Annotated in this window: 15 protein-coding genes and 1 pseudogene; 6 read left to right on the top strand and 10 right to left on the bottom strand. The window is 63.3% G+C overall.

What is annotated here, in order from left to right; genetic code table 11:
• Nucleotides 1-224 precede the first annotated feature (224 nt).
• From ptsP to AC07OF_RS07665, 3 genes are read left to right on the top strand one after another with little or no spacing between them, the layout of a single operon-like run.
• Nucleotides 225-3,083, top strand: coding sequence for a phosphoenolpyruvate--protein phosphotransferase (gene ptsP, locus AC07OF_RS07675; RefSeq protein ID WP_495072722.1), 2,859 nt, complete (start codon nucleotides 225-227; stop codon nucleotides 3,081-3,083).
• Entirely contained in the window at nucleotides 3,084-4,034 is a 951-nt protein-coding gene (pfkB, locus tag AC07OF_RS07670; RefSeq protein WP_157191168.1) for a 1-phosphofructokinase, read from the top strand.
• Nucleotides 4,031-5,767, top strand: a complete 1,737-nt coding sequence (locus AC07OF_RS07665; RefSeq protein WP_495072721.1) for a PTS fructose-like transporter subunit IIB — start codon at nucleotides 4,031-4,033, stop codon at nucleotides 5,765-5,767. The genes pfkB and AC07OF_RS07665 overlap by 4 nt, the downstream gene beginning before the upstream one ends.
• Here AC07OF_RS07665 and AC07OF_RS07660 read toward each other — a convergent pair whose 3' ends face one another.
• Nucleotides 5,768-5,998, bottom strand: coding sequence for a DUF3820 family protein (locus AC07OF_RS07660; RefSeq protein ID WP_157191170.1), 231 nt, complete (start codon nucleotides 5,996-5,998; stop codon nucleotides 5,768-5,770).
• Between the two features lie 201 nt (nucleotides 5,999-6,199).
• Between AC07OF_RS07660 and AC07OF_RS07655 the strand changes: the two genes are divergently transcribed.
• Complete coding sequence (locus AC07OF_RS07655) at nucleotides 6,200-6,676, top strand: PA2169 family four-helix-bundle protein (protein ID WP_495072720.1); 477 nt, start codon at nucleotides 6,200-6,202, stop codon at nucleotides 6,674-6,676.
• Here AC07OF_RS07655 and AC07OF_RS07650 read toward each other — a convergent pair.
• From AC07OF_RS07650 to AC07OF_RS07620, 7 genes are all read right to left on the bottom strand, one after another.
• The gene (locus tag AC07OF_RS07650) at nucleotides 6,673-8,166 is read right to left on the bottom strand and encodes a GGDEF domain-containing protein (RefSeq protein ID WP_157194687.1); all 1,494 of its coding nucleotides are present in this window, start codon (nucleotides 8,164-8,166) and stop codon (nucleotides 6,673-6,675) included. The two genes, AC07OF_RS07655 and AC07OF_RS07650, sit on opposite strands and share 4 nt — an antisense overlap.
• Nucleotides 8,167-8,321: 155 nt before the next feature.
• Nucleotides 8,322-9,656: an OprD family porin gene (locus tag AC07OF_RS07645; protein WP_191831100.1), complete on the bottom strand. Its 1,335-nt coding sequence runs from the start codon at nucleotides 9,654-9,656 to the stop codon at nucleotides 8,322-8,324.
• A gap of 206 nt (nucleotides 9,657-9,862) precedes the next feature.
• Nucleotides 9,863-10,087 (bottom strand): hypothetical protein, encoded by a 225-nt coding sequence (locus AC07OF_RS07640; protein ID WP_495072719.1) that lies wholly within the window; start codon nucleotides 10,085-10,087, stop codon nucleotides 9,863-9,865.
• Nucleotides 10,088-10,290: 203 nt separating this feature from the next.
• Nucleotides 10,291-11,670: a heavy metal sensor histidine kinase gene (locus tag AC07OF_RS07635; protein WP_495072718.1), complete on the bottom strand. Its 1,380-nt coding sequence runs from the start codon at nucleotides 11,668-11,670 to the stop codon at nucleotides 10,291-10,293.
• A complete protein-coding gene (locus tag AC07OF_RS07630; RefSeq protein WP_038607006.1) occupies nucleotides 11,645-12,319 on the bottom strand; it encodes a heavy metal response regulator transcription factor in 675 nt (224 codons plus the stop codon). The genes AC07OF_RS07635 and AC07OF_RS07630 overlap by 26 nt, the downstream gene beginning before the upstream one ends.
• A gap of 9 nt (nucleotides 12,320-12,328) precedes the next feature.
• Complete coding sequence (locus AC07OF_RS07625; RefSeq protein WP_476446529.1) at nucleotides 12,329-15,430, bottom strand: multidrug efflux RND transporter permease subunit; 3,102 nt, start codon at nucleotides 15,428-15,430, stop codon at nucleotides 12,329-12,331.
• A complete protein-coding gene (locus tag AC07OF_RS07620; RefSeq protein ID WP_476446530.1) occupies nucleotides 15,427-16,593 on the bottom strand; it encodes an efflux RND transporter periplasmic adaptor subunit in 1,167 nt (388 codons plus the stop codon). The genes AC07OF_RS07625 and AC07OF_RS07620 overlap by 4 nt, the downstream gene beginning before the upstream one ends.
• A gap of 211 nt (nucleotides 16,594-16,804) precedes the next feature.
• Here AC07OF_RS07620 and AC07OF_RS07615 point away from each other — a divergent pair.
• Both AC07OF_RS07615 and AC07OF_RS07610 read left to right on the top strand, forming a co-directional pair.
• A pseudogene (locus AC07OF_RS07615) lies at nucleotides 16,805-17,086 on the top strand (PAS domain-containing protein); the annotation flags it as partial.
• Nucleotides 17,087-17,314: 228 nt separating this feature from the next.
• Nucleotides 17,315-18,388: a methyl-accepting chemotaxis protein gene (locus AC07OF_RS07610; RefSeq protein WP_408635417.1), complete on the top strand. Its 1,074-nt coding sequence runs from the start codon at nucleotides 17,315-17,317 to the stop codon at nucleotides 18,386-18,388.
• Nucleotides 18,389-18,394: 6 nt separating this feature from the next.
• On the opposite strand, the gene AC07OF_RS07605 is transcribed toward AC07OF_RS07610, so the two are convergent.
• Nucleotides 18,395-19,144 (bottom strand): YkgJ family cysteine cluster protein, encoded by a 750-nt coding sequence (locus AC07OF_RS07605; protein WP_157191178.1) that lies wholly within the window; start codon nucleotides 19,142-19,144, stop codon nucleotides 18,395-18,397.
• Between the two features lie 84 nt (nucleotides 19,145-19,228).
• Nucleotides 19,229-20,128 (bottom strand): chemotaxis protein, encoded by a 900-nt coding sequence (locus tag AC07OF_RS07600; protein WP_038607019.1) that lies wholly within the window; start codon nucleotides 20,126-20,128, stop codon nucleotides 19,229-19,231.
• Nucleotides 20,129-20,133 lie beyond the last annotated feature (5 nt).

Here is a 20,133-nt window from a genome sequence, read left to right as displayed (position 1 = left end):
TCTTTGATCAGGGCGCAGACGACCATTGTCGCAATTGTCCGACAAGATGGGGCTTCATTGATCGAAGATTATCGAGTAACGTGCTCACAATTCCAGATTAAACGTTTCAGCAGGCGATTTTTCTGCCGAACCACCGCCTGCCGAGGGCTGATAGCAACTGGCCCTATGCTGAAAAATTCACAACAATACCTCAGCACCCGCCGGGTGCTGCAAAGGAGAAGGTCATGCTCGAGCTCACTGTAGAGCAGATATCCATGGGCCAGTCGGCTGTGGATAAGTCGGCGGCGCTGCAGCTTATGGCCGAGCACCTGGTCAGCGATGGCCTGGTTGCCGACGGCTACCTGGCGGGCCTGCAGGCCCGCGAGGCGCAGGGTTCGACCTTTCTGGGCCAGGGTATTGCGATCCCCCATGGCACCCCGGAAACCCGCGATCAGGTGTTTACCACCGGCGTGCGTCTGTTGCAGTTCCCCGAGGGCGTGGACTGGGGCGATGGCCATAAGGTGTACCTGGCCATCGGTATCGCCGCACGCTCCGATGAACACCTGCGCTTGCTGCAACTGCTGACCCGCGCTCTGGGTGAAACCGACCTGGCCGAGGCGCTGCGTCGGGCCAGTTCTGCCGAGGCACTGCTCAAGTTGCTGCAAGGTGCTCCGCAGGAGCTGGCGCTGGATGCGCAGATGATCGGCCTGGGCGTGACGGCCGAAGATTTCGACGAGTTGGTCTGGCGTGCTGCACGTCTGTTACACCGCGCCGACTGTGTCAGCGCTGGTTTTGCCGGGGTGCTGCAGCAGGTCGAGCCGCTGCCGCTGGGCGAAGGCCTGTGGTGGCTGCACAGCCAGCAGGCCGTGCGTCAGCCCGGGTTGGCCTTTGTCACCCCACAGCAACCGCTGCGTTATCGCGACCAACCTCTGCACGGGGTGTTTTGCCTCGCTAGCCTGGGCGAAGCCCATCAGGCTTTGCTTGAGCGCTTGTGCACGCTGTTGATCGAAGGCCGCGGCCAGGAACTGTGCCGCGCCACCAATAGCCGCGCGGTGCTCGAAGTGCTGGGCGGTGAAGTGCCGGCGGATTGGCCCTGTGCGCGCATCGGCCTGGCCAATGCCCATGGCTTGCATGCGCGGCCGGCCAAGGAGCTGGCGCAACTGGCCAAGGCGTTTGACGGTGAAATTCGTGTGCGTGTGGTCGACAGCGGCCAGGCGGCCGTTTCGGCCAAGAGCCTGAGCAAGCTGCTCAGCCTCGGTGCCCGGCGCGGCCAGGTGCTGGAAATCATTGCTGAGCCTAATGTGGCCGCCGATGCGCTGCCGGCCTTGCTGGCGGCGATTGAAGCGGGGCTGGGCGAGGACGTCGAGGCACTGGACGTGGTGGCCGAAGCCGCGCCTGAAATGCTCCCGGAGCCTGAGCTTCAGGCGCCATCGCCGGGTGCGGTGATCCACGGCGTGGCGGCCGCGCCAGGGATTGCCAGCGGCCCGGCGCATATTCAGGTGCTGCGTGAGTTCGATTATCCGCTGCGCGGTGAGTCGCTGCCCATCGAGCGCCAGCGCCTGCAGCAGGCGCTGGCGGCGGTCAATGCCGAGATCGGCGCGCTGATCCAGCGCAGCCAGGCCAAGGCCATCGGCGAAATTTTCATCACCCACCAGGAAATGCTCGCCGACCCCGACCTGAGTGACGAAGTCGATCAGCGTCTGCGCCAGGGCGAAAGCGCCCCGGCGGCGTGGATGGCGGTGATCGACAACGCGGCGCGCCAGCAGGAGGCGTTGCACGATGTCTTGCTCGCCGAGCGTGCTGCCGACTTGCGCGACATCGGTCGTCGGGTGCTGGCCCAGCTGTGTGGCGAGGCGGACATCCCGGCGCCGGAGCAACCCTATGTGCTGGTGATGGAGGAGGTCGGCCCGTCGGATGTGGCGCGCCTGGACCCGGCACGTGTCGCCGGAATTCTCACCGCCCGTGGCGGCGCGACGGCGCACAGTGCCATCGTCGCCCGCGCCCTGGGTATTCCGGCAGTGGTCGGCGCGGGCGATGCGGTATTGCTGATCGCTTCAGGTACTGCACTGTTGCTCGATGGTCAGCGTGGTCGCCTGCACGTCGCGCCGCCTGCCGATGAGCTGCAGCGCGCCCTGGCCGAACGCGATCGCCGTGAGCAACGCCTGCAACTGGCCCGTGCCCATCGCCTGGAACCGGCGTTGACCCGTGACGGGCATGCCATCGAAGTGTTCGCCAACATTGGCGACAGCAAGGGCATCGAGGCGGTGGTCGAGCATGGCGCCGAAGGTGTCGGCCTGCTACGTACCGAGCTGATTTTCATGGCCCACCAGCAGGCCCCCGACGAAGCGCTGCAAGAGGCCGAGTACCGCCGTGTCCTCGACGGTCTCGGCGGTCGGCCACTGGTGGTGCGTACTCTGGATGTGGGCGGTGACAAGCCGCTGCCTTACTGGCCGATCGCCAAGGAAGAGAACCCCTTCCTCGGCGTGCGCGGTATTCGCCTGACCCTGCAGCGTCCGCAGGTGATGGAGACTCAGTTGCGCGCCTTGCTGCGTGCGGCGGGTGATCGTCCGTTGCGGATCATGTTCCCCATGGTCGGCCAGCTTGAAGAATGGCAACAGGCACGGGCGATGGTCGAACGCCTGCGCGAAGAAATCAGCGTCAGCGACCTGCAACTGGGGATCATGATCGAGGTGCCTTCGGCGGCCTTGCTCGCCCCGGTGCTGGCCCGCGAAGTGGATTTCTTCAGCATCGGCACCAACGACCTGACTCAATACACCCTGGCCATCGACCGTGGCCATCCGAGCCTGTCGGCCCAGGCCGACGGCCTGCACCCGGCGGTGCTGCAACTGATCGACATGACCGTGCGTGCCGCCCATGCCCATGGCAAGTGGGTGGGCGTGTGCGGCGAGCTGGCGGCTGACCCGCAGGCGGTTGCCGTGCTGCTGGGGCTGGGCGTCGATGAGCTGAGCGTTGCGGCGCGCAGCATTGCCGAGGTCAAGGCCCTGGTCCGCGAACTGAATTATGAACACGCCCGGCAGCTTGCTCAGCAAGCCCTGCTGCAGGGCAGTGCCAGCGCCGTACGGGCGCTGGTGGAGAACGATTGAATGGCCAAGATACTCACCCTGACCCTCAACCCGGCGCTGGACCTGACTGTCAGCCTCGATACCCTGCGCAGCGGCCAGGTCAACCGCAGCCAGGCCCAGCACAGCCATGCGGCGGGCAAGGGCCTGAATGTTGCGCAAGTGCTGGCGGACCTTGGCCATAACGTCACTGTCGGTGGTTTTCTCGGCGCCGGCAATCTGCAGCCTTTCGAGGATCTGATTGCCCGGCGTGGCTTTGCCGACTGCTTTGTTCGCGTACCGGGCGAGACCCGCTGCAACATCAAGCTGGTGGAAGCCGATGGCCGCGTGACCGACATCAACGGGCCGGGGCCGGAGGTGAGCGAACAGGCCTGTGAACAACTGCTGGCCAAGCTAACGCATATCGCGCCGGGCCATGATGCGGTGGTGGTGGCCGGCAGTCTGCCGCGTGGCCTCAGCCCGCAATGGTTGCGGCAACTGCTGGAACAGCTCAAGGCCATGGGCCTGAAGGTCGCTCTGGACAGCAGCGGCGAAGCCCTGCGCGCCGGGCTGCAAAGTGCGCCCTGGCTGGTCAAACCCAACACCGACGAGCTCGGCGAAGTGCTCGGTAGCAGCGTGCACAGTTTTGCTGAACAACAACTGGCCGCCCGCCAACTGATCGCCCAAGGCGTCGAACATGTGGTGGTGTCCCAGGGCGAGCATGGGGTCAATTGGTTCCAGCACAGCCGCGTGCTCACGGCCGTGCCGCCAACGGTCAAGGTGGCCAGCACGGTGGGTGCCGGTGACTCGTTGCTGGCAGGCATGGTCCATGGCCTGCTCGGCGCCGATTCAGCGGAGCAGACCTTGCGCCTGGCCACGGCGATCGCCGCCCAGGCGGTGACCCAGATCGGTTTTGGCATCAACGACCGCGCGCAGCTGGCGCAACTGCAGCACGACGTGCGCCTGGGCGAAGAACAACAAGAGGGTTGCAGATGAACATTGCCATCGTCACCGCCTGCCCCAACGGCCAGGTTTCCAGTGTGCTCAGTGCGCGCCTGCTGGACGCCGCCGCGCAACGTCTGGGCTGGAGCACCAGTGTTGAAGTGCATGATCCGCGGCAACCCCAGGGGCAATTGTCGGCGGCGGTGATCGCTGCCGCCGACTGGGTGCTGGTGGTCAGCAGCGGCCCGCTGGACTTGCAGCGTTTTGCCGGTAAGCGCCTGTTCCAGAGCTCGCCGGCCCAGGCCTTGAGCGATATCCAGCACTTTCTCTGTCAGGCGGCGGAACAGGCTGAGGTTTATCAGCCGGTCGCAGAAGCGCCATCGACCCCTGTCGAGCGCAGCGCCAGGATCGTCGCCATCACTGCCTGTCCGACCGGGGTCGCACATACCTTTATGGCCGCCGAGGCGTTGCAGCAGGCGGCGCAGCAACTGGGCCATCAACTCACTGTCGAGACCCAGGGCTCGGTCGGTGCGCGCAATCCACTGACGCCTGCCGCGATTGTCGAGGCCGACGTGGTGCTGCTGGCCGCCGACATCGAGGTGCCTACCGAGCGCTTTGCCGGTAAACGCATCTATCGCTGCGGTACCGGCGTGGCGTTGAAACAGGCCCAGGCCACCTTGAACAAGGCCCTGGCCGAAGGCCGCGAGGAATCAACTGCGCAAAGCGCCAATACCAGTACGACCCGCAGCGAGAAAACCGGGGTGTACAAGCACCTGCTCACCGGGGTCTCTTTCATGCTGCCGATGGTGGTGGCGGGCGGTTTGCTGATCGCCTTGTCCTTCGTGTTCGGGATTGAGGCCTTCAAGGAGCCGGGCACCTTGCCGGCCGCGCTGATGCAGATCGGTGGCGAAGCGGCGTTCAAACTGATGGTGCCGTTGCTCGCCGGTTACATCGCCTACTCGATTGCCGACCGTCCCGGGCTGGCGCCGGGGATGATCGGTGGCTTGCTGGCCAGTACCCTGGGCGCCGGGTTTATCGGTGGCATCGTCGCCGGTTTTCTCGCCGGTTACAGCGCCAAGGCGATCAGCCGCTGGGTGCGTTTGCCCAACAGCCTCGAGGCGCTCAAACCGATCCTGATCATTCCGTTGCTGGCCAGCCTGTTCACCGGTCTGGTGATGATTTATGTGGTCGGCAAACCGGTGGCCGGGATGCTCGAAGGGCTGACGCATTTTCTCGACAGCATGGGCACCACCAACGCGATCCTCCTCGGTGTGCTGCTCGGCGGGATGATGTGCGTGGACCTCGGTGGCCCGATCAACAAGGCTGCCTATGCCTTCTCGGTGGGCTTACTGGCGTCGCAGAGCTATGCCCCGATGGCCGCCACCATGGCCGCCGGCATGGTGCCGCCGATTGGCCTGGGCATCGCCAGTTTCATTGCCCGGCGCAAGTTTGCCCAAAGCGAGCGCGAAGCCGGCAAGGCGGCCTTTGTGCTGGGTCTGTGCTTCATCTCGGAGGGGGCGATCCCGTTTGCAGCCAAGGATCCGTTGCGGGTGATTCCGGCGAGTATCGCCGGTGGTGCGTTGACCGGCGCCCTGTCGATGTACTTCGGCTGCAAGCTGATGGCGCCGCATGGCGGGCTGTTCGTCATGCTGATTCCCAACGCCATCAACCACGCGTTGCTGTACCTGCTGGCGATCCTTGCGGGTAGCTTGCTGACGGCGCTGGCCTACGCCGTGCTCAAGCGCAGTGAAGTGGTGGAGCTGACGGTGCAGCCGGTCAAGGCCTGATCAGGGACGGCGGCGCGGGTGCTTCTTGCGCAGGGGCACCAACAGCTCGCCCAGGCCGTTGTGGTCGATCTCGTGCATCAAGGCCAGTAGCCCGCCGAGTTCCCCTTTGGGAAAACCCTGGCGGGCGAACCAGGCCAGGTAATGACCCGGCAGGTCGGCGATCAGCCGGCCCTGGTATTTGCCGAATGGCATTTCGCGGGTGACCAGCAGTTCAAGTGTCTCGGGATTCATGCAATGTGATTCTGTAAAGGGACCTGTCGAACATACATGCAATCTGCATGAAGGCCAAAGGACAGTTCATGCAGAACGCTGGAGCCTGAAGAGTTCAATTAATCGTAAGCTATTGAAAATTATTAAAATATTTTTCAAATTCAGGCTGGCACGAACACTGCTCGGGTTACTGCATCTTCCCTCATGCAAAGGAGTAGTGTCATGACCAGTCCCCACAAAGATGTTATCTCGGTACTCAATGAACTGATCGAGTTCAGCAAGGATGGCGAGAAAGGTTTCAAAACCTCTGCCGAGGATGTGAAGAATCCCGAGCTGAAAAGCTACTTTGTGCAGCGCGCCGGCGAATGCGCTACCGCAGCTGCCGAGCTGCAGCAGCAAGTGCGTGCCCTGGGCGGCGATCCGGAAACTTCCACCAGCGTCAGCGGTGACCTGCACCGTGGCTGGGTCAATCTCAAGTCGATGCTTACCGGCAAGGATGAAGAGGCGGTGCTCAATGAAGTCGAGCGCGGTGAGGACCACGCGCTGAAAGCCTACAAGGATGCCCTGGAAAAACTGGCCAAGCTGCCGTTGGCCGCTGGAAGCGAAGTCATTCCCATGGTCGAGCGCCAATACCATGGCGTGCAACGCAACCATGACCAGGTCAAGGCACTGCGCAACGCTGCCCGCGCCCGTTCCTAGTCTGCGGTTTCGACGCGGTTGCGACCGTTGCGCTTGGCGCTGTAGAGCGCATCGTCAGCACTGCCCAGCAAGGTCGCCAGATCGTGCTGGGCGTCTGGCGTGTAGCAGCCGATACCGATACTCACCGTAACCGGCTGGGTGTCATCACCGAACGGCGGCAGCGCCTCGACGCTGCGGCGAATGCGTTCAGCCAGCACCTGGGCGCCGTGCCGCTCGGTCTCGGGCAGGACCACCAGAAACTCCTCGCCACCGTAGCGCGCCGCCAGATCGGCGGGGCGGCGAATGCTGCGGGCAATGGCGGCGGCGACCTTGCGCAAGGCTTCATCGCCGCCCTGATGACCATGACGTTCGTTGAACGCCTTGAAGTGATCGACATCGACCATCAATACCGCCAGCGGGCGGTGGTTGCGCTGGGCCCGTGACCATTCGCGGCGCAGCACCTGATCGAGCTGGCGGCGGTTGGCAAGGCCGGTGAGGCTGTCGGTGGCGGCAAGCTCGGCCAGATCCTGCTCGGCAGATTGCCGACGGCGTAGCTCACGGCCCAGCAGCAGCGTCAGCCAGAGGATACCGATGCACAGCACGCCAGTGGCGCAGCTGACCAGCAACGCCGTGCGTCGCCAGGACTCGAATACTTCATCGCTTGAGCGCGCCACGACGACGATCAGCGGCAGGTCGGCGACCCGCGCGAAGGTGTACAGCCTGGCTTTGCCGGTACGCCCGGAGTAGCCGGCGAAACTACCGTTGCCATCGGCCATCAGACGCTTGAAGTTGGGGCGGTCGGCGAAGTTGGCGCCGATCAGCGCGTCTTCGGCGATGTTCGATTGCCGGGCGAGCAAAACGCCGTCGGTGTTCATCAGGTTGATGCTGCTGTCGCTACCGATATCCAGGCGCTTGAACAGATCGGTGAAGTACGACAGGCGCAGGGCGCCGGCGGCCACCCCGGCAAACTCGCCGTTGGCAGCGGAAATGCGCCGGCTGAAACTGATGCACCAGTCCAGGTCGCCCAGGCGCGCTTTGAACGGCGGGCTGATGACCATGCCCAGATCGGCATTCTGGCGATGGGCCTGGAACACTTTGCTGTCGGCGAAGTTGGCCTGGCGCGGGGGAACACTGGTGGAGTCGGCCAGTACATTGCCCTGCGCATCAAGCCAGAGCAAGTCGCCGCGTACCGGCATGGCGAAGGCCTGGTTGAACAGGATCTTTTGCCGCAGGGTCGGTGACAGGGATTTCAGATCGGGCTGTTGTACGGCCCAGATCAAGCTGCGCAGGGACAGGTCGTAGAGTTCGACGTTGCGCTGGATGTCACTTTCGATCAGCTGGACGATATTGCTCGCCGCACGGCTGGCGCTCTGCTCGACGTTAATGCGTTCGCGCAGCACCAGGTAGCTGACGATGGCCACGATAGCGAGCACTGCAAGGCAACTGCCCAGGTTCAGGATCAGCTCCGGATGAGACTTGTACAGGGCGGATCGCTGGGATCGGGAGGGCAAAGTCATGGTCGCTGTAGCCGAACACCGTCAGAAGAGTCGCGGCGTGGTTACGCGACGGCGCGGTATTCTAGGGGCCACAGGATTGTCGAACAAGAACTTTGCTAGCGAGCCGACGGAAAGAGCTGGCTAGAGCGCCAGCTCTTGTTCGCGCAGGGTCAGAAGATGTTCAGTGGGTAGTCGACGATTACCCGGTACTCGTCGGCATCGCTGCCGGTCTGCGGGTAGCCCTGGCTGCCACGGTGGCTGGCCCAGCGCAGCAGGACCGAGAGGTCCTTGAGGGTGCCTTGCTGGAACACATACTGCAGGTCGATATCGCGCTCCCAGTGGCGGGCGTTCTCGCCTTCGGGGTTGTACCAGTATTCGCCATAACCGACGCTGTTGGGATCGACCTTGGTCAGGTCCAGTTCACCGCGCGAGTAGGAGACGATCGAGGTCAGGCCGGGAATGCCCTGGCCGGTGAAGTCGTAGGCATATTTGAGCTTCCACGAGCGCTCGTTGGGGCCGTTGAAGTCCGAATAGATCTGCGAGTTGTCCAGGTAGACGCTGTCGCCCTGGTTGATGTAGTCGAACGGGGTGTTGCCATTGACCCGCTGGTACACCGCGGTGAGGCTGTTGTAGCCGACATTGACGGTGAAGTGCAGGCTGTAGGTGTTGTTGTCGATGTTGCCGAGCAGCGCCTGGCCGGTGTCCTGGGTGTGGTAGTAGTGCAGGCCCGGGTTGAGGCTGACCAGGTCGTTGACCTTGTAGGTGTAGTCGAGGTCGAAGTAGTACTGGTTCCAGATGTCCTTGAGCTCGGAGGCATACAGGCTCGAGGTCAGGTTCGGTACGCCGCTCCAGGCCATGCCGGCCCAGTTCAGGTGACGGCTCTGGCGATCATCCGGCAAGGCGCCGTAGAAGGTGTCGATGCGGCGGTGGCCGCTCTGGTTGTAGGGCTTGGTGAAGCTGGCCTGGCCGGCTTCGAGCATCAGGCCTGCGAAGCTGTTGTTGGTCAGGCTGACGCCGCGGAAGGTCTGCGGCAGCATGCGCGACTCACCACCGGCGATTACCGGGTTGGTCAGAAACAGATCACCGGCCTTGAGTTCGGTGTCGAAGGCCTTGAGTTTGACTGCCGCACCGGCGGTCGAGAACGAGTCGTGGGCCTTGCCCGGCTCGCCGTCGCCCTGGGTATTGATTGGCAGGATGCTGCTGCCGGAGGTGCCGGCGCCGCCATCGAGTTTCAGGCCGAGCATGCCATGTACATCCAGGCCGAAGCCGACGGTGCCCGGGGTGTAGCCCGATTCGAACTTACCGAGAAAACCCTGTCCCCACTCCCGATTGTCATGCTCGCCGCGATTCAGCTGATTGCGGTTGAGGTAGTAGTTGCGCGCATGCACGTTGAGGCTGGACCCTTCGATAAAGCCTTCGGCCTGTTCCTCGTTGGCCTGGGCGTTGAAGGGGATCGTTGCAGTCAGTGCAACGAACAGGGGGCTGAAGCGTAAAGCAGTGTTCACCGGGGTGGACTCCTTGAGGTGAAAGTAAGGCAATTTCGGTGGTGCGAAAGTTGATCTTTTTATGAGCAAACGAGCCAGCTGACTGGCACTTTTCGACACACGAAAAAAAAGCCGCTGATCATCAGTGGCTTTGAAAGACAACCGCACAGGCGCTCAAGTCACCTGTGCGATTACCCAAGGAGTCGAAGGGAGATACGGCGTGCTGATCAGCTCTCGGCTGCGTCACTCGAAGAAACCTTGGAAGCGGTCTGTTCTGCGGGCTTTGACCCTTGCTCGGACTGGGCGGCGAAGGCCTCGCGAGCCTGTTCGTGGACGACAGCCAGCTCGGCATTGCGAGCGATGAACGCCTGGGATTCCTCGGCCATGGCCAGAGGAGACAATAACAGGGAAGACAGGACGAATACGCTGGCAACACCCATACTGTTGGACATTTTGAAACAGCCTTCTTGCGGTGCAAGTGTTAAGTAGGTCCGACTAAATTAGTCGGAAACACCGGCAAGAAACAGTGACTTTTTCGAGAAGTACTATTGCGTCCAGGGTAATAGTCGTTGCAGGCATCGCTGGCAAGGCCAGCTCCCACAGGGACATATATGCACAGTTCTTGTGGGAGCTGGCTTTGCCAGCGATAGGGCCCTCAAGCCGGTAACAGGATCCCGAAGGTATTGGCCCCCGCCTGGCTGCGCACGAACACGCTGCCACCATGCATCAGGGCAATTGCCTTGACGATCGCCAGCCCCAATCCATGATTGCCAGCACCACTGGTGCGCGCGGCATCGACCCGGTAGAAGCGCTCGAACAGCATCGGTAGATGTTCCTCGGCAATCGCCGGCCCCGGGTTGCTCACCGCGATGCTGATCTGTCCATCGACCTGTTCGATGCGCACCTGGATGACCTGCTGGGCTGCGGTGTGTTGCACGGCGTTGTTCAGCAGGTTGATCAGGGCCCGGCGCAACTGGGCCTTTTCGATGTGCGCCTGGGCGTCGCCACTGACCTCGACGCGTACCCGGGCGTCCTCGAGGATGTAGTCGAGGTAATCGAGGGTCGCCGCCACTTCTTCGGCCAGCGAGCTGCAGGTCAGGGCCGTGGCCTTACTGCCCTGGTCGGCACTGGCGAGGAACAGCATGTCGTTGATGATGGTGCGCAGGCGTTCGAGTTCTTCCAGGTTCGATTGCAGCACCTCGAAGTAATGCTCGGCACTGCGCCCCCGCGTCAGCGCCACCTGGGTCTGGCCGATCAGGTTGGTCAGCGGTGAGCGCAGTTCATGGGCAACGTCGGCATTGAAGGCTTCAAGGCGGGTATAGGCCAGGTCTACCCGCTCCAGGGTGGAGTTGAAGGCGCTGGCGAACTGCGCCACTTCCGGTGGCAGGTCGGATAACTGCAGGCGACCGCTCAAGCGAGGCGGCGCAAGTTTTTGCGCTTCTGCCGAGAGCGTGCCCAGCGGCTTGAGCCCGACCCGCGCCACCCAGTAACCGAGCAATGAGGCGAGGAAGACGCCGAACACCGACAGGCTGATAATCGCCACCAGCAAGGTGTGTTGTGTCTCCCAGAAGGTTTCGGTGTTGATGGCGATCAGAAAGCGCAACGGCGGGCGCGCGCCCATGGCCGGCAATTCACTGACCAGCACTTTGTACGGGTAGGGGCTATCGCTCAGGCGCAGGTCGCGCATCCCCAGTGCCCCTTGGGCGAAGGCGCGGATGCCGGCATCGGGATGGCCGTACTCGAACGTGCTGTTGCCACTGACCACCCAGAAGCGGATACGGCGATCTTCTTCGCCCAGCAGGTTGAGCTTGTTGGTGATCTTCGCCCAGTGCTCGGTGGTGTCGTAGCGGGTCAGCGACGACTCCAGCACACTGAAGCGCGCCTCCAGTTCCGCCACTGGCAGCAGGTCCAGGCTGCGGTCCACCTGCTTGTACAAGGCGCTGCCGATCAACAGGAACACACCCAGTGCGACCAGGGTAAACAGCGCGCTCAGGCGCAGGGCGATGGAGTTAGCCGGCACGGTTTTCCAGAACATAGCCCATGCCTCGAATGGTATGCAGCAGCTTGGTTTCAAAGGGGCCGTCGAGCTTGGCGCGCAGGCGCTTGATCGCCACTTCGACGACGTTGGCATCGCTGTCGAAGTTGATGTCCCAGACCAGTTCGGCAATGGCGGTCTTGGAGAGGATTTCGCCCTGGCGCCGGGCCAGCACACTGAGCAGCGAGAACTCCTTGGCGGTCAGGTCCAGGCGTTGTCCGGCGCGGCTGGCCTTGCGGCTGATCAGGTCGACCCAGAGGTCGGCGACCTGGATCTGCACCGGTTCGTGGCTGCCGCTACGGCGGGTCAGGGCTTGCAGGCGAGCGACCAGTTCGAGGAAGGAGAACGGCTTGCCGAGGTAGTCATCGGCGCCCTCGCGCAGGCCATGAATGCGGTCCTCGACCCGCTCGCGGGCGGTGAGCATGATCACCGGCGTCTGCTTGCGTGCGCGCAGGGCGCGCAGCACGCCATAACCGTCGAGGCCGGGGAGCATGACGTCGAGCACGATCACCGCGTAATCGCCTTCCAGGGCCAGGTGCAGGCCGTCGATGCCGTCGCGGGCCAGGTCCACGGTGAAACCTTGCTCGGTCAGGCCGCGGTGCAGGTAGTCGGCGGTCTTTTCTTCATCTTCGATAATCAGCACACGCATGTTCGGTTCTCAACTGGCATTGGGCTGCGCCGCGCTTTGCGACGCCTGACGCCGATGGAACAAGCGTTCCAGGGCCAAGTATATGATTGGCGTGGTGAACAGTGTCAGCGCCTGGCTGACCAGCAAGCCGCCGACCACGGCAATCCCCAGCGGCTGGCGCAGTTCGGCGCCAGCGCCCATGCCGAACATCAACGGCACGGCACCGAGCAGGGCGGCGAGGGTGGTCATCATGATCGGCCGAAAGCGCGTCAGGCAGGCCTGGTGGATCGCCTGCTCGGGGCTCAGGCCCAGGTTGCGCTGGGCATCCAGGGCAAAGTCGATGAGCAGGATGCCGTTTTTCTTGACGATACCGATCAGCAGCACAATGCCGATCAGGCCCATGATGCTGAAGTCCTGGCCCGACAGCCACAGCAGCGCCAACGCGCCAAGCCCGGCGGAGGGCAGGGTGGAGATGATGGTCAGCGGATGGACGAAGCTCTCGTAGAGCACGCCGAGAATGATGTACACCGCCACCAGCGCGGCGAGGATCAGCCACGGCTGGCTCGACAGCGAACTCTGGAAGGCCTGCGCGGCACCCTGGAAATTGCCGATGATCGAGTCGGGCATGCCCAGTTCGCGTTGGGTGCGTTCGAGGATCTGTACCGCATCACCCAGTGCCACACCGGAGGCCAGGTTGAACGACAGGTTGGCCGCCGGGAAAAGACCGTCATGGCTGATCGACAACGGCCCTGTACTCGGCGGTGCGACCTTGGCCAGCACCGACAGCGGTACCATTTCGCCGGTCAGCGGTGAGCGCAGGTAGAAGTAATTCAGGCTTTCGGCCTTGCCGCGCTGGCGGGCGTCGAGCTCGAGGATCACCTTGTACTGGTTGGTTTCGGTCTGGAATTCGCTGATCTGGCGCTGGCCGAAGGCGTCATAGAGCGCCTGGTCGATGTCGGTGGTGGTCAGGCCGAAGCGTGCCGCGGCGCGGCGGTCGATATCGATGCGGGTGACGCTGGCGCCCAGCTGCAGGTCGTTGGACAGGTCGCGAAAGGCCGGGTTGGCCTTCAGGCGTTCGGTCAGGCGCTGGGTCCACAGGTTCAGCGCCGCGCCGTCGTTGCTTTTGAGCACGTACTGGTACTGGCTGCGGGTGGGGCCGGAGCTGAGGTTGATGTCCTGGCCGGCGCGCAGGTAGAGGACCACGCCGGGTACCTTGGCCAGTTTCGGGCGCAGGCGATCGATGAACTCGCTGGCCGAGACGTCGCGATCACCACGGTCCTTGAGGGCAATCCAGAAGCGGCCGTTGGCGATGGTCTGGTTGCTGCCGGTGACCCCGACCGCATGGGAGAACGCGCGCACTGCCGGGTCGGCTTCGATGACCTTGGCCAGTGCCTGGTGCTTTTTGATCATGTCCGGGTAGGAGATATCCGCAGCGCCTTCCGAGGTGCCGAGGATGAAGCCGGTGTCCTGGACCGGGAAGAAGCCTTTGGGAATGGCAACATAGCCGACCACCGCCAGCGCCAGGGTGACGCCGAAGATCCCCATCATCAGTCGCTGATGCGCCAGGGCCTTGACCAGCACGCGCTCGTACCAGGCCAGCAGGCGTTCGCCGAAGGTGACCTTGTGTTGGTCTTTGTGTTCGGGGCGCTCCATGAACAGGGCGCATAAAGTCGGTGCCAGGGTCAGCGACACCACCACCGATATGAGGATGGTCGAGGTTGCGGTGAGGGCGAATTCCTTGAACAGACGGCCAACCACACCGCCCATGAACAGCAGCGGAATGAACGCCGCCACCAGCGAAAAACTGATCGAGACCACGGTAAAACCGATCTCTCCGGCACCCTTGATCGCCGCCTCGCGCTTGCTGTCGCCGGCTTCCAGGTGACGGTGGATGTTCTCCACCACCACGATCGCGTCATCGACCACAAAGCCCACGGCGATGACGATGGCCACCAGGGTCAGGTTGTTCAGGCTGAAGCCGAACAGGTACATCAGGGCAAAGCTGGCGATCAGCGACACGCCGAGCACGCTGGATACGATCAAGGTCGCCGACCATTGCCGCAGGAACAGCGCCATCACCCCGATCACCAGGATCACCGCGATCATCAGGGTGATTTCCACTTCGTGCAGGGAAGCGCGGATGGTCTGCGTGCGGTCGTTGAGCACCGAGACCTGGACCGCCGCCGGGAGCATCTGTTCGAGCCGCGGCAAGGCCTCCATGACCCCGTCGACAGTCTCGACGATGTTCGCGCCCGGTTGGCGGAACACCACCAGGTTCAGGCCCTGCTGCTCGCCGGACCAGGCTTTGACGTAGGCATTTTCGGCGCCGTTGATGACCTTGGCGACATCCTTCAGGTGCACCGGCGCGCCGTCGCGGTAGGAGACGATCAGCTGGGCGTATTCCTCGGGGTGGAACAGCTGGTCGTTGGTGGCCAGGGTCGAGACGCTGCTTTCGCCATACAGCGCACCTTTGGCCAGGTTCAGGCTGGTTTGCTGGATGGCCTGGCGCAGGTCGGCGAGGGTCAGCCCCAGGGCGGCGAGTTTTTCCGGCTGGGCCTGAACACGGATGGCCGGGCGCAACTGGCCGGTGATGTTGATCAGGCCGACGCCTTCGATCTGGCTCAGCTGCCTGGCCAGCAGGGTTTCGGCGTAGTCGCTCAGTTCGTTGGCCGGCATCTGCGCCGAGCTGACGGTGAGGATCAGCACCGGGCTGTCCGCCGGGTTGACCTTGCGCCAGGTCGGCGGGCTGGGCATGTCCTGGGGCAGGCGCGCGGTGGCGGTGTTGATTGCGGCCTGGACTTCCTGGGCGGCGGTGTCGATGCTTTTTTCCAGGCTGAACTGCAGGATCAGGTTGGTCGAACCCAGGGCGCTGCTGGAGGTCATCTGGGTCATGCCGGGGATGGCACTGAACTGCACTTCCAGCGGCGTGGCCACCGACGAGGCCATGGTCTCGGGGCTGGCGCCGGGCAACTGGGCGGTGACCTGGATCGTCGGAAAATCGGCCTCGGGCAAGGGCGCGACCGGCAGGCGGGGAAAGGCGATGACCCCGAGCAGCACCAGCGCGAATGTCAGCAGCAGTGTGGCGATCGGGCGGTCGATACACCAGCGCGATAGCGAACCGCGGGCGTTCATGGCTGCACCTGGCCGGCGGCCACGTCTTCAGGTGCGGCCGTTTCGGCGGCCACTTCGACGGTGGCTCCGGGCTTGAGCCGGGACTGGCCGTCGGAGACCAGTTTATCGTCTCGGCTGACCCCGGCGATGATGTTCAGGGCGCTGTCCTGATACAGCACCTTGACCGGCACGCTTTCGACTTTGTTGCCGGCCAGCCGGTACACGTAGTGCCCGTCAATGCCGCGCTGCACCACCTGGGGAGGTACCACCAGGGCGTTCTGCTCCAGTGCGGTCTGCAGCTTCAGGGTCACCAGCTGACCAGGCCAGAGGCGGGCGTCGGGGTTGGCGAACTCGGCCTTGACCCGGATGGTCCCGGTGTTGGCGGCCACCTGATTGTCGATCAGAGTCAGATGACCCTCGGCCAGCAACGTGCCGCTGCTGTCGCCATCGCCTTCCAGGTAGGCCTGGACCACCGCCGGGGGCTGCGCTTTGAGCAGCCCCTGCAAGGTCGGCAACATGTGTTGCGGCAAAGAGAACTCGACCCCGATCGGGTCGATCTGGGTGACGCTGAACAGTCCCTGGGTATCGGCCACGCGCAGGAAGTTGCCTTCATCGACATTGCGGATACCGACCCTGCCGGTCACCGGTGAAAGAATCTGGGTGTAGGACAATTGCACCTGAGCGGCGGCAATCGCGGCCTGATTGCCCAGCACGGTGGCTTGCAACTGATTGAACAGCGCTTGCTGCTGGTCCAGGGTCTGGCGCGATACGCCATTGTCTGTACTGAGCAACCTGTAACGCTTGAGGTCGACACCGGCGACCTGCAACTGCGCCTGACTCTGACCCAGCTGCGCCTTGGCCTGCTCCAGGCTGGCGCGGATGGCGCGGTCGTCGATGGTCGCCAGCAGATCGCCTTGCTTGACCCACTGCCCCTCCTTGACCAGCAGTCGGGTCAGCACCCCTTCGACCTGCGGACGGATGACCACGCTGTGCAGCGACAGCACCGATCCGATACCGCTGACAAAGCGCGGTACATCCTGCTGTTTGACGCTGACCACCCGAACCGGTATGGCCGCAACCCCGGCCGGCTTTTCACTGCCCGAACGACTGGACAACCACAGGGCAGCACCTGCCAGGGCGAGGAGGAGGGTGCAGATCACAAGGGTACGGGAGTTGATTCGCATGCTTGCCGGGCACCGCTGGCAGAGGGGTCATGCCTAGTTTATAGCGGCTCGATCAGGTCAGCAGCGTGACGGCTAACTGACAGCGCGGACAGCTTGTAGGGGAGGGTAATGGCCAATTGCCAATTATCCTGAGCTGGATCAATAAATCGGGCCAATTTGTCACTAGAGTCGTACGCCCTGCCGATTCTCCCAATAACAACGAGTGCCTCCGATGAAGAGCAATATGCCTGTGACCGGTCGCAATGTGGATTATCCCGGTGACGCCAATATCCTTTCCACCACTGATCTCTCCAGTGTAATCACCTACGCCAATGACGACTTCGTCAAGATCAGCGGTTTCAGCCGTGAAGAACTGATGGGCAGCGCGCACCATATCGTGCGCCATCCGGATATGCCGTCACAGGCATTCGAACAGATGTGGCAGACGCTCAAACGCGGCCAGTCGTGGATGGGGCTGGTGAAGAACCGTTGCAAGAGTGGCGATCACTACTGGGTCAGCGCTTTCGTTTCGCCCATCGCCAGTCAGGGTCATACGGTGGAGTATCAATCGGTACGGACCAAACCCAGCGCCGAGCAGATCGAGGCTGCCGAGCGCTGTTATGCACAGCTGCGCAGTGGGCGCCAGGCCTGGTGGCAACGTTTACCGGTGCTGGGGCTTGGCTGGCAACTGTGGGCAGGGGTGACACTTGGGGTGGTGCTGGCCTCGGCGCTCACGCGCTGGTTGCTGCCGGTATTGCCCTGGCAAGGCGTGCTGGAGGTGCTGCTGGCCAGTGCTTTGAGTGCGTTGGTGATTCTTGCCGTGCTCAAGCCGTTTCAGCGTCTGTGTGCCGAAGCCCTGACCATCGCCGATAACCCGCTGAGCCAGCAGTTGTATACCGGCCGACGCGATGGCATTGGCCAGATCGATTTCGCCCTGCGTATGCTCAAGGGCCAGCTCGGTGCGGTGGTCGGGCGCATCGGTGACACTTCCCGGCGCCTGGCCGGACACAGCGGCTCGCTGGCGCAATCGCTGCAAAGCAGTCACAGCAACAGCCTCGAGCAGCAGGGCGAGGCCGACCAGATCGCTACCGCAATCAACCAGATGGCCGCCAGCGTCGCCCAGGTCGCCAGCAATGCCCAGCAAGCCTCCCAGGCCGCCGATCAGGCCGAAGGCGAAACCCGTGCCGGGCATCAGCTGGTCGACCTCAACCGTAGCGCGATCCAGGAACTGGCCAGCTCGCTGGATGCTGCCACCGAGGTTATCCACACCCTGCAGAACCACAGCAGTGAGATCACCGGGGTGGTGGAGGTGATTCGCGGGATCGCCGAGCAGACCAACCTGCTGGCACTCAACGCCGCTATCGAGGCGGCTCGGGCGGGGGATCAGGGCCGTGGTTTTGCCGTGGTCGCCGATGAGGTGCGTAGCCTGGCGCAGCGTACAGCGCAATCAACCCACGAGATTCAGCGCATGATCAGTGTCCTGCAGGTCGGTGCTCGCGATGCGGTGCAGGTGATGCAGCAGAGCAGCGAGCATGCCGGGCACAGCGTCGATCAGGCCCGGCGTGCGGCCAGCGCGCTGGACGGCATCAGCCTGCGGGTCAAACAGATCAGCGAGATGAGTGTGCAGATTGCGGCGGCGGTGGAACAGCAGAGTCAGGTCAGCGAGAGCATCAACTGCAACATCATCAGTATTCGCCAGGCCAGCGAGTCAACGGTGCAGGTCGGTCAGCAGAGCCACCTCAGCGCCAGCGACGTGGCCGCACTGGCCGAGGATTTGCGGCGCCTGGCCGCCGAGTTCTGGCGGCGCTGCCATTGAGGCTGATCAAAAACCGATGAAGCTGTAGTGCCCGGCCGCTTCACTGCGGAACCGGGCACCGCAGGCCTCGAGTTGTTCGCACAGCTGCGGGTCAAGCACATGCAGGGTCCAGGGCGCGATCTGTCCCTCGGGGCGGACTTCTTGCAGTGCCCGGGCCAGGGCCTGGGTGTCAGGCAAATAGGCGGTGAAGCCGTTACCTTTCACGGCGCTGGTATCAATGCCCAGTGCCTGGCAGATGGCGACTTTGCCACGGATATCGTCGCGGTCGGCCTGGCGCGAGCGTTCGATCAATTCGGCCAGGCGCCGGTCGACCAGGTGCTGGCCGTGGATCAACGGCGGGCCGCTTTGCCAGGCTTCGCCGGGGCAGTCCTTGGCTTCGGGGCGCAAGGGAATGTGCGGGTTGATTTCCATCGGATAGATGCGGCACACCAGTGGCCGGATTTCGTAGATGGTGCAACGGTCATCGGCATCCAGATTGCGGCAGCGTTCGGGGTTGAAGGCGGCGAAGGTGATCGCCACATGCGCCTCGGTGCTACCGCACGGCACCGGCCAGGAACGACGCAAGGCATGTTCGCGCTGATCGGCTGGCAAACCCAGGCCGTTGGCCAGGAAGGCTTCGACCAGGACGATGACCTGGCCGCCGGAGCTCGTCCATTGGCGGGCTTCGCTCAGGGTCAGGGGGACGTGGTGGCCAGTGCAGCATTTGCCGCAGCCGGTGCAGTCGAAGCGGATATCGCCAGTTTGGGCAGTGTTCACGGTTTAGCGGGGACTCGATAGACAATGGACTCGATTGTGCCTGAGGTTCAGGCACTTTCAAGCACAACCCTCAGCGCTTGGGTGTCAGCCTTCTGCGAAAGCCACGGCGCGGGCGGCGACGATCAGGCAATCGGTCAGGTCCGGTGAGGAGAACTTGGTCAGCACCGCATTGGCCCCGGCGAGCCTGGCTTTTTCGCTGTTCATGGCACTGTCCAGAGAGGTATGCAGCAGTACATAGAGGTGCTTGAAGTCCGGGGTGTCGCGCAGGGTGCGGGTGAAGGCGTAGCCGTCCATTTCGGACATTTCGATATCCGAGACCACCACGTTGATTTCCTGCTCGGTGCCTTGCAGCTCCAGCAGGGTGTTGATCGCATCCTTGGCACTGCGCGCGGTGTGGCATTCGATCCCGAGGCTGCGCAGGGTGTGCACCGATTGCTGCAGGGCGACCTGGCTGTCATCGACCACCAGTATATTGGTGGCGGCCAGCAGCGACGCATCATCCGCGCTCAACTCGCTGGTGAGCACTTCGTGAGCAGGCGGGGCGATGCCATGGATGACTTTTTCGATATCCAGCACCTGCACCAGGGTGTTGTCGACCCGGGTGACGCCGGTGATGAACGACTTGCTGCCCGAGCCATAGGGCGGCGGTTTGATGTCGGTGCTCAGGCAATGCACGATCTTGCTCACCGCCTGCACATGCAGGCCCTGCTTGGAACGGCTGATGTCGGTGACGATCAGGCAACCGCCCTGAGGATCTTCCAGTGGCCGTTCGCCAATGGCGCGGGACAGGTCGATCACCGACAGCGAGTTGCCACGCAGGGTGGCCACGCCTTTGACGTGGGGGTGCGACTCCGGCAGTTTGGTCAGCGGCGGGCAGGGAATGATTTCACTGACCTTGAGCAGGTTGATCGCCATCAGCTTGCCACTGCGCAGAGTGAACAGCAGCAACGACAGCGAGTCCGCGCGGGCATTTTGCGAGGCCATAGGCA

This window comes from Pseudomonas sp. GW821-FHT10B02 (assembly GCF_059415665.1).
This window is presented reverse-complemented; position numbering and strand designations above follow the sequence as displayed.